General features: G+C 66.1%; 16 protein-coding genes. 6 read left to right on the forward strand and 10 right to left on the reverse strand.

Annotated elements, in window-relative coordinates; genetic code table 11:
* Positions 1-28: 28 nt before the first annotated feature.
* The 3 genes from ACV22V_RS24830 to ACV22V_RS24840 form a co-directional block, all read right to left on the reverse strand.
* A complete protein-coding gene (locus tag ACV22V_RS24830; RefSeq protein WP_014897238.1) occupies positions 29-382 on the reverse strand; it encodes a RidA family protein in 354 nt (117 codons plus the stop codon).
* An 80-nt stretch (positions 383-462) separates the two neighbouring features.
* Positions 463-1,359: an alpha/beta fold hydrolase gene (locus tag ACV22V_RS24835; RefSeq protein WP_448015789.1), complete on the reverse strand. Its 897-nt coding sequence runs from the start codon at positions 1,357-1,359 to the stop codon at positions 463-465.
* A gap of 131 nt (positions 1,360-1,490) precedes the next feature.
* Positions 1,491-2,396, reverse strand: a complete 906-nt coding sequence (locus tag ACV22V_RS24840) for a LysR family transcriptional regulator (protein WP_059533101.1) — start codon at positions 2,394-2,396, stop codon at positions 1,491-1,493.
* 138 nt (positions 2,397-2,534) lie between these two features.
* On the opposite strand from ACV22V_RS24840, the gene ACV22V_RS24845 reads away from it, so the two are divergent.
* The 3 genes from ACV22V_RS24845 to ACV22V_RS24855 are packed head-to-tail and all read left to right on the forward strand — an operon-like array spanning position 2,535 to position 4,866.
* Positions 2,535-3,092 (forward strand): ester cyclase, encoded by a 558-nt coding sequence (locus tag ACV22V_RS24845; RefSeq protein ID WP_448015790.1) that lies wholly within the window; start codon positions 2,535-2,537, stop codon positions 3,090-3,092.
* An 11-nt stretch (positions 3,093-3,103) separates the two neighbouring features.
* Complete coding sequence (locus ACV22V_RS24850) at positions 3,104-4,114, forward strand: polysaccharide deacetylase family protein (RefSeq protein WP_448015791.1); 1,011 nt, start codon at positions 3,104-3,106, stop codon at positions 4,112-4,114.
* Positions 4,115-4,152: 38 nt separating this feature from the next.
* On the forward strand, positions 4,153-4,866 hold the full coding sequence (locus ACV22V_RS24855; protein WP_059533107.1) for an SDR family oxidoreductase: 714 nt from the start codon (positions 4,153-4,155) through the stop codon (positions 4,864-4,866).
* Positions 4,867-4,944: 78 nt separating this feature from the next.
* On the opposite strand, the gene ACV22V_RS24860 is transcribed toward ACV22V_RS24855, so the two are convergent.
* Together ACV22V_RS24860 and ACV22V_RS24865 are read right to left on the reverse strand one after the other, a co-directional pair.
* Complete coding sequence (locus tag ACV22V_RS24860; protein WP_059533109.1) at positions 4,945-5,586, reverse strand: CoA transferase subunit B; 642 nt, start codon at positions 5,584-5,586, stop codon at positions 4,945-4,947.
* 1 nt (position 5,587) lies between these two features.
* Positions 5,588-6,292, reverse strand: coding sequence for a CoA transferase subunit A (locus ACV22V_RS24865; protein WP_059533110.1), 705 nt, complete (start codon positions 6,290-6,292; stop codon positions 5,588-5,590).
* 223 nt (positions 6,293-6,515) lie between these two features.
* Here ACV22V_RS24865 and ACV22V_RS24870 point away from each other — a divergent pair, with 223 nt between their 5' ends.
* Positions 6,516-7,061, forward strand: coding sequence for a LuxR C-terminal-related transcriptional regulator (locus ACV22V_RS24870; RefSeq protein WP_059447349.1), 546 nt, complete (start codon positions 6,516-6,518; stop codon positions 7,059-7,061).
* Between the two features lie 105 nt (positions 7,062-7,166).
* On the opposite strand, the gene ACV22V_RS24875 is transcribed toward ACV22V_RS24870, so the two are convergent.
* Both ACV22V_RS24875 and ACV22V_RS24880 read right to left on the reverse strand, forming a co-directional pair.
* Positions 7,167-7,598, reverse strand: coding sequence for an acyl-CoA thioesterase (locus ACV22V_RS24875; RefSeq protein WP_059533112.1), 432 nt, complete (start codon positions 7,596-7,598; stop codon positions 7,167-7,169).
* Positions 7,599-7,630: 32 nt separating this feature from the next.
* Complete coding sequence (locus ACV22V_RS24880; protein WP_059533114.1) at positions 7,631-8,407, reverse strand: SDR family oxidoreductase; 777 nt, start codon at positions 8,405-8,407, stop codon at positions 7,631-7,633.
* A gap of 178 nt (positions 8,408-8,585) precedes the next feature.
* On the opposite strand from ACV22V_RS24880, the gene ACV22V_RS24885 reads away from it, so the two are divergent.
* A complete protein-coding gene (locus ACV22V_RS24885) occupies positions 8,586-10,259 on the forward strand; it encodes an electron transfer flavoprotein-ubiquinone oxidoreductase (protein WP_448015792.1) in 1,674 nt (557 codons plus the stop codon).
* A gap of 117 nt (positions 10,260-10,376) precedes the next feature.
* Here the strand turns inward: ACV22V_RS24885 and ACV22V_RS24890 are convergent, their stop codons facing one another.
* From ACV22V_RS24890 to rbsK, 3 genes are read right to left on the reverse strand one after another with little or no spacing between them, the layout of a single operon-like run.
* On the reverse strand, positions 10,377-11,324 hold the full coding sequence (locus tag ACV22V_RS24890; protein WP_448015793.1) for a dihydrodipicolinate synthase family protein: 948 nt from the start codon (positions 11,322-11,324) through the stop codon (positions 10,377-10,379).
* 44 nt (positions 11,325-11,368) lie between these two features.
* Complete coding sequence (locus ACV22V_RS24895; RefSeq protein ID WP_059524173.1) at positions 11,369-12,688, reverse strand: MFS transporter; 1,320 nt, start codon at positions 12,686-12,688, stop codon at positions 11,369-11,371.
* 58 nt (positions 12,689-12,746) lie between these two features.
* Positions 12,747-13,676: a ribokinase gene (gene rbsK / locus ACV22V_RS24900; RefSeq protein ID WP_448015794.1), complete on the reverse strand. Its 930-nt coding sequence runs from the start codon at positions 13,674-13,676 to the stop codon at positions 12,747-12,749.
* Between the two features lie 238 nt (positions 13,677-13,914).
* Here rbsK and ACV22V_RS24905 point away from each other — a divergent pair, with 238 nt between their 5' ends.
* Complete coding sequence (locus ACV22V_RS24905; RefSeq protein WP_059697755.1) at positions 13,915-14,985, forward strand: LacI family DNA-binding transcriptional regulator; 1,071 nt, start codon at positions 13,915-13,917, stop codon at positions 14,983-14,985.
* Positions 14,986-15,043: the final 58 nt, after the last annotated feature.

Consider the following 15,043-nt stretch of genomic DNA (forward strand, 5'->3'; position numbering starts at 1 on the left):
GCGCATTGCGGTCATCGGAATGCTTCGCTCAGCTCCGTTGCGCGGCGACGACGACGATCTCGACGAGCAGCGCCGGATCCGCGAGCTTCGCCTCGACGGTCGCGCGCGGCGGCGTATTGCCCTGCGCGACCCACGCGTCCCACTCCGCGTTCATGCCCTCGAAGTTCGCGAGATCCGAAATGTAGATCTGCACCGACAGCAGATGTGCCTTGTCGCTGTTCGCTTCGGCGAGCAGGCGGTCGATGTGGCCGAGCACTTCGCGCGTCTGGCCCTTGATGTCCTGGGTGGTGTCTTCGGCGATCTGGCCGGCCAGATACACGGTACCGTTGTGGATCGCGGTTTCGGAGAGACGCGCTCCGACGTGGTGACGAATGACTGCCATGGAATGTTCCGGTCGTATGAGTGGGTGAGAATCGGCGACGACGCGGCCCGCGTGCCGCCGAACCGCATATTATGACGCGTTTATGCGCCGCCTTCGATGAAAAACCGGCGGGCAAGCGCAATCTGGTCATCGCCGATGAACGCCGGCGCATGGCCCACGCCCTGGATCTCGGCCTGCGTCACGTGCCTGCCGCGACGCACCATCTCCGCCACCGTGTCGCGCGACAGCAGGTCGGAACGCTCGCCGCGCACGACGAGCAGCGACGCGTCGGTGGTCTCGATCGCGCGCCACAGCGCGGCCTCGCCGAGCGCGGCCAGCTCGGGCGTCGTCGCCTTGAACGGCTCGGCGATGCGCGGATCGTAGCGCATCGTCCACCCCCCGTCGGGCAGCTCGCGCAGCAACGGCCCGTTGATCTCGCGCCATTCGTCGTCGGTCAACGCGCCAAACGGCAGCGATAGCGACGTCAGATAGTCGATGCCCTCCTGTTCGGTCGCGAAACGCGGCTGCACGCCGAGGTATTCGCCGATGCGCGTCAGCGAATCGGGCTCGATGCGCGGGCCGACGTCGTTGACGATCATCCGGCGCAGCGGCGAACCGGGAAGCCCCGCGAGCGCCATGCCGATCAGCCCGCCCATCGACGTGCCGAACCAGTCGACCGACTCGACGTCGAGCCGCGCGATCAGCGTGACCATGTCGGCCACATATTGCGGAATCGCATAAAGTCGCGGATCGGCGAGCCAGTCGGAGCGTCCGCGCCCGACGACGTCGGGGCAGACGACGCGATACGTATCGGACAACGCGGCGGCAAGCCGGTCGAAGTCGCGCCCCGAACGGGTCAGGCCGTGCACGCAGACCAGCACGCGAGGATTGGCGGAGTCGCCCCATTCGGTATAGGCGACATGGTGAAGGCCGGCGGCGCTCGCACACTGCACGCGTCGCTGACGGGGAACCGGAGGATTCGCTGAGGTTGTTGGCATCGTTGGCATCCTGTCGAACGGGTGCGGTGCGGCGGGCAACACTCGCGCCGCCCGATGCGAACGATTGTAAACCGCTTCGCAACGACGGGCCGTGACGCGGACGCGGTCATCCGACGCCTCTTCGCGACCGCTCACGCACTGCGGCGCCACGCCTCGCGCAACTGGTCGCGCAGGAAATCGACGAATGCCCGCACGCGCAGCGGCACGTGACGGCCACCGGGATAGACGGCATGGAGCGGTGCCGCAGGCGCCGCGAATGTCGGCAACACACGCACGAGCCGGCCGGCCTCGAGATCGGCACCGACGTCCCAGATCGACTTCAGCGCAATGCCCGCGCCCTCCAATGCCAACGTACGAGCCGCACCGCCGTCGTTCGTCAGCAGCGCGGCCGTCACTTCGACCGCCACTGCGCCCTGTGCACCGTCGAACCGCCACTCCGTACGAGGCTGGTCGCCCATCACGATGCATCGATGTGCACGAAGTTCGGCCGGATGAGCCGGCAGCCCGTGCACGGCGAGATAGCTCGACGACGCGCAAAGCACGCGATGATTCGGCGCCAGTTCGCGCGCGATCATCGTCGAATCGGCAAGGCTGCCGATTCGCACGGCAACGTCGATGTCCTGCGCGAGCAGATCGACGATCGCGTCGGTCAGCATCAGTTGCACGATCAACTCCGGATGTTGCCGCTGAAACGCCGCGACGAGCGGCGCGATCCGCAGCCGGCCGAGCTCGCCGGGCGCCGTCAGGCGCAGCACGCCGCTGACCGTGCCGCGACGGTCGCTCATCAGCGTTTCGGCGCGATCGACCTCGGCCAGGATGCGCAGCACCTGCGCATGGAACTGCGCCCCGTCGTCGGTCAGCGTCTGCTGCCGCGTCGTCCGGTGCAGCAGCCGCACGCCGAGCTGCGACTCGAGATGCGCGAGCCGCTTGCTGACGACGGACAGCGACAAGTCAAGCTCGCGCGCCGCCGCGGACAGGCTGCCGGCCGACACGATTCTCGCGAACGTATCGAGCGCCGGGAGATCGTCGATCAGCATCGCGGTACCTGCCCTGCGTCGCCCTTTCCTTTTTTCGAAGAATCCATTCGCCTTTTCCCCGTATTTCAGCTCGAAACGGAAACCTACCATACCTGTACCGCGTCGCCCCACGACGCCATCCAGAGGACACCCGAAACCATGTCGATCCCCTTTCGTTCGATCGCACGCCCGATCAGCCGCGTCATCGCTGCAGCGGCCTGCGTCGTTGCGCTGTCGCCTGCCGCGTCCCGCGCCGCCGACCTTCTCGATGCGCACAGCCTGACTGTCGCGGCCGACGTGCCGGCTACGCAGGCACGTGCGCAAATCCTCGCCGCGCGTCGCTACGGCACCTTCTGGAATACCGGTGATGCCGCCCTCGCCCGCGCCGCACTCGCGGCCGATTTCGTCGACCGAACGTTGCCGGCCGGTCGTGAGCAAGGTATAGCGGGACCGCTCGCGGCGTCCGGCACGATGCGTACGGCCATCCCGGACCTGCGCTGCGACATCGAACAGATGATCGTGGCGGGCGACCGTGTCGTCGTGCACCTGCACTTTCGCGGACATTTCACCGGCACGTTCAATGGAACGATCGGAAGCGGACAGGCGATCGACTTCATCGCGACCGACATCTACCGGATCGACCACGGCCGGATAGCGGAAAACTGGCACATCGAGGACAACCTGACGCTGATGCGTCAGCTCGGGCTCGTCGGCTGACGGAGGAAACGATGACTCACCGCAATCACGGTTCGACAACGCATCCGGCTCGCCGCACGTTTCTTGCACAAGCGGGCGCCGGGCTGGCAGCCGGCATCGCGATGGCCGCGGGCGCCGCCGGGTCGGCAACGGCCGCCCCGACTCCGGGCCCCGCATCGGCAGGTACCGGCGGGTTCTGGCAGGACGACACGCGCCTCGTCATCTCGATCTCGATGCAGTTCGAGGCCGGCGGACAACCGCCCAAGGGCGCGGACAGTCCGTTCCCGTCCGTCGAATTCCCGTCGTCGGTGCCAGTCGATCTGGCCTCGGCCACGTGGTTCGCATATGGCTATCGCGAAGGCATTCCGCGCCTTCTCGACCTGTGGGACCGGCATGGCGTGAAAGTCACGTCGCACATGATCGGAGAGGCCGCGCGCCGGCATCCCGAACTGGCACGCGAGATCGTGTCGCGCGGCCACGAAGCGGCCGCGCACGGCCCGACCTGGCGATCGCAGTTCGCGATGAATCGCGACGACGAGCGCCGCTTCCTCACCGAAGCCCGCGACATGGTCGAAGCAGTGACGGGCAGGCGCCCGATCGGCTACAACTGCAACTGGCTGCGGCGCGGACCGAACACGCTGCCGCTGCTGCAGGAACTCGGCTACATGTATCACATCGACGACGTCAGCCGCGACGAGCCCTTCATCGAAACCGTCGACGGTCGCGATTTCGCGGTCGTTCCTTACACGTTGCGCAACAACGACATCCTGCTGATCGAAGGCCGCAACTATTCGCCGACGATGTTCCTCGAGCAGATCAAGCTCGATTTCGACCAGTTGTACGCGGAAGCCGGACAGCGGCGGCGATTGATGTCGATCAGCGCGCACGACCGGATCAGCGGCACGCCGCAGATGGTCCGTGCGTGGGACGCATTCCTGCACTACGCTCGATCGCATCCGGGCGTTGCCTTCATGCGCAAGGACGACATTGCCCGCTTTGCCCTGCACAGCCCGTCGACGTTGCGCGAAGCCGAAACGATCTGACCGGATTGCGCTCACCTCATCACTTCGGAAGGACCACCATGAACGATTCACTCCCTGGAAAGAAGGTACTCGTCGTCGGCGGCAGTTCCGGCATCGGCGCCGCCGCCGCGAACGCTTTCGCACAACGTGGCGCTGTCGTGACGATTGCATCGCGCGACCCGGCCCGGTTCAATGCAGATGTCGCGCCGGGCGCACAAGTCCGCGCCGAAGCGCTCGACATCACCGATACGACGGCCGTCGATGCGTTCTGCGCGCGCATCGGCCAGTTCGACCACGTCGTGATTTCGGCCGCGAAGACGGCGACGGGCCCGGTCCGCGCGCTGCCGCTTGCCGACGCGCAAGCCGCGATGGACAGCAAATTCTGGGGCGCATACCGCGTTGCACGCTCGATCGATATCGCGCCCGGCGGCTCGCTGACGTTCGTGTCCGGCTACCTCAGCGTACGGCCGAACGCATCGTCGGTCCTGCAGGGCGCGATCAACGCGGCGCTCGAGGCGCTCGCCCGCGGCCTTGCACTCGAGCTGGCTCCCGTGCGTGTGAATGCCGTGTCGCCCGGCCTGATCGCGACGCCATTGTGGGACAAGCTCGCGCCCGATGCGCGCGACGCGATGTACGCGGGCGCCGCGCAGCGCCTTCCGGCACGCCGCGTGGGCCAGCCGGAGGACGTCGCGAATGCGATCGTGTATCTGGCGACAACGCCTTATGCGACCGGCTCGACGGTGCTGATCGACGGCGGCGGTGCAATCGCGTAGCGTATGCGGCCATGACAAAACGCCCCGCGTTCCATCGCGGAACGCGGGGCGTCGAGAGTCGTGCCGAAAAGCGGTTGCTTACGCGACCGCGCTCACATCGAGCGGTGCGCCCGTCTTCGTCTGGATCTCTTCCACGCTTACGCCGTCGGCGAGCTCGAGTACCTTCAGGCCATTCGGCGTCACTTCGATCACACCGAGATCGGTGATGATCAGGTCGACCACGCCGACGCCCGTCAGCGGCAGATTGCATTCGTCGAGGATCTTGTGCTGGTCGCCCTTCGCGACGTGCTCCATCAGCACGACGACGCGCTTCACACCTGCGACGAGGTCCATCGCGCCGCCCATTCCCTTGATCATCTTGCCCGGGATCATCCAGTTCGCGAGATCGCCCGTCTTGCTGACCTGCATCGCGCCGAGGATCGCGAGGTTGATGTGGCCGCCGCGGATCATCGCGAACGAATCGGCCGACGAGAAGATCGACGAACCCGGCAGCGTCGTGACGGTCTGCTTGCCGGCGTTGATCAGGTCGGCGTCGACTTCGTCCTCGGTCGGCGACGGGCCGATGCCGAGCAGGCCGTTTTCCGACTGCAGCCACACCTCGACGCCCGCCGGCACGTGGTTTGCGACGAGCGTCGGCAGTCCGATGCCCAGGTTCACATAGAAGCCGTCCTGCAGTTCCTTCGCCGCGCGCGCGGCCATCTGGTCACGATTCCAGGCCATGTCAGTCTCCTTTCGCGCGTACGACGCGTTGTTCGATGCGTTTTTCGGGCGTCGCGTTCAACACGATGCGCTGCACGAAGATCCCCGGCGTATGGATCTGATCCGGATCGAGCGTGCCGTTCTCGACGATCTCCTCGACTTCCGCCACGGTGATCTTGCCCGCCATCGCGCACATCGGGTTGAAGTTGCGCGCGGTGCGGCGATAGATCAGGTTGCCGGATTTGTCGGCCTTCCACGCCTTCACAAGCGCGACGTCGGCCGTCAGCGACGGCTCGAGCACGTAGTGGCGATCACCGAACTGGCGCGTTTCCTTGCCTTCCGCGATCACGGTGCCGTAGCCGGTGTTCGTGAAAAACGCGGGGATGCCGGCGCCGCCCGCGCGCAGCTTCTCGGCGAGCGTGCCTTGCGGCGTGAATTCGAGTTCGAGTTCGCCGGCCAGGTACTGGCGCTCGAACTCCTTGTTCTCGCCCACGTACGACGAGATCATCTTCTTGATCTGGCGGGTTTCCAGCAGCAGGCCGAGACCGAAGCCGTCGACACCCGCGTTGTTGCTGATGCAGGTGATGCCCTTGACGGCGGAATCGCGCAGCGCCGCGATCAGCGCCTCGGGAATCCCGCACAGGCCGAAGCCGCCCACCGCGAAGGTCTGTCCGTCGCGGACGATCCCTTCCAGCGCGGCAGCCGCGCTTGGATAGACTTTGTTCATCTGTATGTCCCTTCCTCTATGGAAACCAGCAAAACCGGTTCACGCGCCCACTGGGCCGCAAGCCCGCCGCATCATTCTATGCATGCACGGCGATACCTGCGTCGAAGCGCGCTGTTTTTATATCGCGACAAGGCGCCGCGAGATGCCTGAAAGGGTACGATGCGGCGCGGATGCGGCACAATACGCAAAAATACATAAGCGTTTGCCTCCGCTTGCCTGCGCCATGCCCGCTCTCGATTACCAGACTGCCTTTCACCTCGCGCCGCTCGGCCTCGTGATGTCGCGCGACCGCGTGATCGAGGACTGCAACGACGCGCTCGCGTCGATCTTCCGCTGCGCGCGGGCCGATCTGATCGGAAAGTCGTACGAAGTGCTCTATCCGTCGCCGGACGAATTCCAGCGCATCGGCGAGCGCATTTCGCGCGTGATGATCGCGAACGGCACCTACGCCGATGACAGAATCATGAAACGAGCCGACGGCGAGCTGTTCTGGTGCCACGTGACGGGCCGCGCGCTCGACCGCACCGCACCGCTCGCGGCCGGCGTCTGGACGTTCGAGGACCTGAGCGCGACGCGCCGCGTCGCCGTCGAGCTGACGCCGCGCGAGCGCGAGATCGCCGCGCAGCTCGCGACCGGCAAGACCAGCAAGCAGATTGGGCGCGTGCTCGACATCAGTTCGCGCACGGTCGACATCTATCGGGCGCGGCTGATGCGCAAGTACGGCACGAACAATACGCCGGAACTGCTGCAGCGCCTGCTCGGCCAGTAAAAGCACCCCGGAATGGCAATCGGCCGCGTGAAGCGGCCGATTCGGGAGATCAACGGGAAATGGCGACACACCGGCGCCCGGGCGCCGGCTTCGGTGCCGCCGCGCTCAGCCGACCTTCGCTGCGAGCGCGCGCTCGATGGTGTCGCGCAGCAGTTGCGGCAACGGCACCGACTTGCCGAGCGCGTAGTCGACCCATACGCAGCGCGCGTTGCCGCGCGCATAGACGTGCTCCGGATCGTCCGCGCGCGTCAGCTCGAAACCGGTGTCGAAGCTGCTGCGGCCGGGCTTCGCGGCCGACATCCTCGCGATCACGTCGCCCGGATAGTGCAGTTGCTTCAGGAACTCCATCGACGCCGTGACGATCACGGGCCCCTGCCCCTCACCGTTGCCGCCCGCGATGCCGAGTTGCTCGAACCACGAGATCCGGGCCTGTTCCATGTAGCGGAAATAGACCGTGTTGTTCACGTGGCCGAATGCATCCATGTCGCCCCAGCGGATCGGCATCGACATTTCAAATACGGGGGAATATTCGCTCATTGCAGTCTTCTTTGTTGCTGAATGTCATCCACTCAGGCGAGGCCGAAGCCGTCGTCGGCGGAGATAATCGAGCCGTTGATGAACTGCGACTCGTCGGCCGCGAGCAGCAACAACAGCCCGTCGAGATCCTGCGGCTTGCCGACGCGCCGGCGCGGCAGCATCGACTGCAGCTTCTGGCCCTGCTCGGTTTCCCACAGGTAATGATTGATTTCGGTATCGATATAGCCCGGACAGATCGCGTTGACGTTGATTCCGTGGCGGCCCCATTCGAGCGCCATCGCACGCGTCATCTGCACGACCGCCGACTTGCTCATCGCATACAGCCCGATCTGCGGAAACACGCGCAGCCCGGCTACCGAAGCGATGTTGATGATCCGGTAAGGCGGCTTGCCGTTGCCGTTCCCGCGCATGATCATCCGCTTCGCGACTTCCTGCGCGACGAAAAACGCGCCGCGCGTGTTGGTGTCGAACACGAACTCGAAATCGGCCGGCGTCACGTCGACGAGCTTCTGCATCGTCGAGACGCCCGAATTGTTCACGAGGATGTCGATCGTGCCGGCTTCCGTTTCCGCGTGCGCGATGGCCGCCTTGATGCTCTGCACGTCGGTGACGTCGAGCGACACGACGTGCGCGGCACCGCCCGCCGCCTCGATTTCCGCGCGCAACTCCTTCAGGCGCTCGACGCGGCGGCTCGCGAGCACGACCTTCGCGCCGGCCTGCGACAGCACCTGTGCGAACCGTTGCCCGAGGCCGCTCGATGCGCCCGTGACCAGCGCGACCTTGCCTTCCAGATTGATCGATCGACCCATTGCACATCCCCTTTCGATGTCGTTTCGCCGCCGCGGGCGCCTTGTCCCACGCAGCATAACCCTAGCACAAAAAATAGAACGATCGTGCTAATCTCCGCGCATGCTGTTGCGGCAAGCGTTTCGTTTCGCAGACAATACGCTCCCGAATAAAAGCATTCTAACGGTTAGAGGAACGCCAATGACCCCCGCAAGCCTCATCGAGCAATACGGCCCGCGCGAATCGATGGAATACGACGTCGTGATCGTCGGCGGCGGCCCCGCCGGGCTGTCGGCGGCGATCCGGCTCAAGCAGCTGGCCGCCGAGAAAGGCACCGAGATCGGCGTGTGCGTGCTCGAGAAGGGTTCCGAGATCGGCGCGCACATCCTGTCGGGCGCGGTGATGGATCCGCGCGCGATCACCGAACTGTTCCCCGACTGGAAGGAGCAAGGCGCGCCCTTGAACGTCGAGGTGACGGAAGACCGCTTCCTGTTCCTGTCCGAGAAGAGCGCGATCACGACGCCCAACTGGGCGCTGCCCGACAACTTCAAGAATCACGGCAACTACGTGATTTCGCTGGGCAACGTCACGCGCTGGCTGGGGGCACAGGCCGAAGCGCTGGGCGTCGAGATCTTCCCGGGCTTCCCCGCTGCCGAGATTCTCTACAACGACGACGGCTCCGTAAAAGGCGTCGCCACCGGCAACATGGGCGTGGGCAAGGACGGCGAGCCGACCGAGAACTTCCAGCTCGGCATGGAGCTGCACGCGAAGTACACGCTGTTCGCAGAAGGCTGTCGCGGCCACCTCGGCCGTCAGCTGATCTCGAAGTTCAAGCTCGACGCGAACGCCGATCCGCAGGCGTACGGGATCGGCATCAAGGAGCTGTGGGAAATCGATCCGGCGAAACACAAGCCGGGCCTCGTGATCCACACGGCTGGCTGGCCGCTGAAGTCGGATACGTACGGCGGCTCGTTCCTGTATCACATGGACAACAACCAGGTCGTGGTCGGCTTCGTGGTGGGCCTCGGCTACACGAATCCGTATCTGTCGCCGTTCGAGGAATTCCAGCGCTACAAGACGCATCCGTCGATCCGCGCGTTCCTCGAAGGCGGCAAGCGCGTGTCGTACGGCGCGCGGGCGATCACGGCCGGCGGCCTGCTGTCGCTGCCGAAGACGGTGTTCCCGGGCGGCGCGCTGATCGGCGACGACGCGGGCTTCCTGAACGCATCGCGGATCAAGGGCAGCCACGCGGCGATCAAGACCGGCATGCTGGCGGCGGACGCCGCGTTCGACGCGCTGCAGGCCGGCCGCCAGAGCGACGAGCTCAACGCGTATCCGGACGCCTTCAAGCAATCGTGGCTGCATACGGAACTGTACCGCGCGCGCAACTTCAAGCAGTGGATGGCCAAGGGGCTGTATCTCGGCACGCTGATGGTCGGGCTCGAGCAGAAGGTGATGGGCGGCAACGTGCCGTGGACGCTGCACCACAAGCATGCGGACCACGAGATGCTGAAGCCGGCGTCGCAATGCACGCCGATCGAGTATCCGAAGCCGGACGGCAAGCTGACGTTCGACCGGCTGTCGTCGGTGTTCATCTCGAACACGAACCACGAGGAGAACCAGCCGGCGCACCTGACGCTGAAGGACGCGACCGTGCCGGTGAACGTGAACCTGCGCACGTACGCGGGGCCGGAGGGACGCTTCTGCCCGGCGGCGGTATACGAGTTCGTGAAGAACGACGACGGCAGCGACCGCCTGGTGATCAACGCGCAGAACTGCGTGCACTGCAAGACGTGCGACATCAAGGACCCGACGCAGAACATCGTGTGGGTCACGCCGGAAGGCGGCGGCGGGCCGAATTACCCGAACATGTAACCTGCCGGAAAACGCCGCCTCGCGCGGCGTTTTTTTCGTCCCGTCGGCATTCGACGCCGCCCTGCCCGCCACCGGGCGCGCGATTGCCGCACCGAACCGCGCCCCGAACCGGCGGCGCTAGCGCGCCGCAATCCGCCGACGGAAATGCTCGGTGCCGGACACGATCTTGTCGAGCACCGCGTCGAGTGCCCAGAACCGCTCGCGCACGTCGTAGTCGATCGCGCGGCAGCGAATCGATCCGAACGTGCCGATCCGTTGATGGTAGATCTTCGCGAGCGCCGGGTAGCCAAGCGCTTCCGACACCGCCGAGAGCACCAGGAACGTCGACAACTCGTCGGCAAGCGCCGGATCAGAGTCGCCCTGCGTGCGCAGCCACCGATACAGATCGGGATGGAAGTTGGTGAACACGCCGTTGAAACCGGCGGAACCCGCCTTCATCGCATCCCATGCGATCGCAGCGTTCGCATTCAGGATCTTCATCGGCGAGCCCGCGGCCAGCGCAACGCGCCGCTTCACCGTCTCCAGGTCGCAGCTCACGTCCTTCAACATCACGAAGCGGCCCGTGTCGATGCACGCGCGCAGTTCGTCATCGGACAGCAATCGCCGATAAGGCGCCGGACATTCATACAAGCCAAGCGGCAGATCCGTCGGCAATCGGGCGAGCAACTTGTGAAGATGATCGAGAAACGCGGCGCTGCCCTTGCGCTGTGGATCGAGGCGGTTGGTCACGAGCACGACGCCCTGCGCACCCGATTCCGCCGCGGCGCACAGCTCGGCGACCTGCGCGTCCAGATCGTCGCTGACGTGCCCGGACGCGACGACAGGCACACGCCCCGCCACCCGCTCGACCACGAAACGCGCAAGTTCCGCACGTTCCGCGAGACTCAGGAATTGCATCTCGCTCGATTGCGCGACCGCGAACAGCGCATCCGAGCCGTGCGCCAGATACCATTCGATGAGTCGCTCGAGGCCCGCGTAGTCGATCGTGCCGGCATCGTCGAACGGCGTCAGCATCACCGGCACGATCCCTTCGATGGTCGTGCTCGCCTGCTGATGTGATTGCATCTGTTTCTCCTTCCTTCAATAAATACAGGGGGTAGCCGGCCGCCTCAGGCCGGCAGCGCTCCGCGCGCGGCACTCGCGGACTGCTCGGGAATCGGCTTGCGCACCAGCAGCAGGTAAGCCATCGCGCCGGCGAAGGCGATTGCCGCCGCCGTCAGCAGCGCCGGCACGAACGACCACTTCTGCGCGATGACACCCGTCAGGATCGGCGCGAGCGCACCACCGATGAAACCGCCGAAATTCTGGATCGCGCCGAGCGATGCGACACGGCTCGGCGGTGCGGCCGCCGTCGCGAGCGCCCACGAACATGCCGATGCCGCATTGGCGAGAAAGATCACGACCGAAATGCATGCCAGCGCGACCGTATTGCTCTGCACGAGCGCAGCCGGAATCGTGAACGCGACCATCCCGAGCATCGCGACGACCACCGCATTGCGCCGGCTCACGACCGGCGAGCGGCTGCGGCGCGTCACCAGATCCGACAGCCAACCTGCAACGAGCGAACCGACGAACCCGCACAGGAACGGCACGGATGCCGCAAACCCGGTGCGAATGAGGCTCATGTGACGCTCCATCGTCAGATATCCCGGCAGCCAGGTCAGGTATACCCAGTTCAGATACACCGAACCGAAGAAGCCGATCAGCATGCCCCAGGTCGTGCCGTGCGAAAACAGGCTGCGCCAGTCGGCGAAGGTCAGCTTGGGGGCCGCGACGGTCGTCTGCGCATCGGCATCGAGATACCCTCGTTCCGCCGCGGTCAATTGCGCACGCGCCGGATCGCGATACGACGCAAACCAGACGACGGCGACCACGAGACCAAGTGCCCCCGTGATGAAGAACGCCCAGCGCCAGTTGAACGACGCGACGAGCACCGACAGCAGCAACGGCGCGAGCGCGGTACCGAGCGGCGATGCCGCGTTGAAGATCCCGGTCGGCGTACCGCGTGCGCGCAACGGAAACCAGTTGCTCACCACCCGCGCCGCCGACGGGAACTGCGGCGCCTCGCCGATGCCGAGCACGATGCGCGCGACGATGAACCAGCCGAAGGTGGACACGAGGCCGCCCGCCATCTGCGCGAACGACCAGACGATCAGCCCGATGCCGAGCAGCCGGCGCGGCCCGATGCGATCGACGAGCCCGCCGACCGGAAACTGGCACAGCGCATAGCTCCACGAGAACGCCGACAGCAGCAACCCCATCTGCGAGAGCGACAGCCCGAGATCGTTCCGGATTGCCGAACTCGCGACGGCCAGCGTGCCGCGATCGAGATAGTTGACGATTCCGCTCGCCATCAGCAGCGCGAGCGCGATACGTTGTCCGCGCCGGATACGTGGCGGCGCAGTCGGAACAGCCTGGTCTTCGTTCATTTCGATCGTCTCCATGTCATAGGCGGGTGTCTGCCCGCGCCTTCCGTCGTCGCGGAATCTATACCGTCATGCGCTCCACTTCCTCGCGTGTCGGAATCGACGTCTGCGCACCGTGGCGCGTGACGCTGATCGCGGCAGCACGCTGGCCGAACGCGATCGCGTCGTCCATCGACGCACCGCTCGCCCGGGCGGCCGCGAATCCGCCGACGAAGGTGTCGCCGGCCGCCGTCGTATCGACGGCGACCACCGCCATGGCCCGATGGCGGCCATTCCCCGCGCTGCCGCGCCAGCAGACGCCGCGCGCGCCCAGCGTGACCAGCACGTTGCCGACGCCTTTCGCGCGCAGCGCCTCGGCGGCGCGCACCGCCGAGGCGTCGTCGCCGACGGCGATGCCGGTCAGCGATTCCGCTTCCGTTTCGTTGACGACGAGGTAGTCGATCCGCGCCAGCAATGCGTCGAACAGCGGCCGTGCAGGCGCCGGATTGAGCAGCACCGGCGTGCGATGCGCGATCGCACTGCCGATCGCGCGCGCGACGGTCTCGATCGGCACCTCGAGCTGGCACACCATCAGCGCCGCACCGGCGATCGCGTCGCGCGCTTCGTCGATCAATTCGGCATCGAGGCACGCGTTCGCACCGGGCACCACCACGATGCTGTTCGCCCCGTGCGCGTCGACCGTGATCGTCGCGACGCCGGTTGCCTCGCCGTCGATCCGGTGCAGGTGCGTCACGTCGATGCGTTCGGCCGCCAGCGCGTCGTGCAGGCGCGCCCCGAACGCGTCGTCGCCGACGCAGCCGATCATCGCGACCGATGCGCCCAGACGGGCCGCCGCCACCGCCTGGTTCGCCCCCTTGCCGCCGTGAACGGTCCGGAACGTCGTGCCGAGCAGCGTTTCGCCCGGCACGGGCAGCCGTGGCGCATGCGTGACGAGGTCGACGTTGATGCTGCCGACGACCGCGATTCGAGGGGACTTCGCGTGGCTCTTCATTCAATGTAACCGCTTACATTCGCGACAAACAAAATAGCCGGAGCGGCCATCGTCGACGAAAATTTCACAATACGGATGCGATCTGTGTCTGACATAATACGGAATGGCATCAAGATAGCGCTTACATTCGCACAGGCATCACCGGGAATGCAAGCGGGACCACGATGAATCGAGGGTAAACGATGGCGTTTTTGATCACGCGCGGCGTCTGCGACGCAGCCGCGCCCGAGGATGACCGATGAGTATGCCCCCATCCAGCGGCGGCACGGCTCGCGCACGCCGCGGCAGCGGCCGATCGGTGCTCGGGGATGTCGCGAAACTCGCCGGCGTGTCGACCGCGACCGTTTCGCGTGTCTACAACGACCCCGGCAAGGTCTCGGCCGACGTGCAGCAGCGCGTGCGCGACGCGGCACGCGCGCTGAACTGGATTCCCAACGCGGCCGGCCGCGCACTCGCCTCCACGCGCACCCACATCACGGGTGCGATCATCCCGACGCTCGACGACCAGGTGTTCGCGTCGCAGGTAGCGGGCATGCAGGCGGTCATGGCCGAGCACGGCATCACGCTGTTCCTGGGCTGCTCGAATTACGACCCGGCACAGGCGCTCGCGCAGGTGCGCGCGATGCTGTCGCGCGGCGTCGAAGCCGTGTCGCTGGTCGGCGAGGCCTATCCGCCGGAAGTATTCGAACTGCTCGACCTGCATCGGGTGCCGTATGTCGTCACCTATGCTTACCGCGACGACAGCCCGCACTGCTGCATCGGCTTCGACAACCGTGCGGCATTCGCGCGACTGACCACGCACCTGCTCGACCTCGGGCATCGCGATTTCGCGATCATCATGCAGCCTTCGGCGGACAACGACCGTGTGCAGGCCCGCCTGCGCGGCATCCACGACACGCTCGCCGCGCGCGGGCTCGCGGTCCGGCCGATCCACCAGCATGAGGGCCCGGCCACGATCGCGTTCGGGCGCGCGAGCCTGCGCGCGATCGCCGACAGCGGGGCGACGCGCCCGACGGCCGTGATCTGCGGCAACGACGCACTCGCGCTCGGCGCCCTGCTGGAAGCGCAGGCCATCGGCCTCGACGTGCCGTCGCAATTGTCGATCACCGGCTTCGACGATGTCGCGCTGGCTCGCGAGATCCGGCCTGCGCTGACGACGATGTGGGTCGACACCGATGCGATCGGCCGCAAGGCCGCCCGCGCGTTGCTCGACGCACTCGAGCACGGCGAAACCGGGCCCGGTTACGCGATACTGCCGGAGCTGCGGGTGCGCGAATCGGCCGCGCCGCCGAATTCGGCGGCTCAATGAAAACGGGGCGCCTCAGGCGCCCCGTTTCGCATCGAATCGATCGAGCCGGCGCATGCCG

Source organism: Burkholderia sp. AW33-5 (assembly GCF_053427615.1).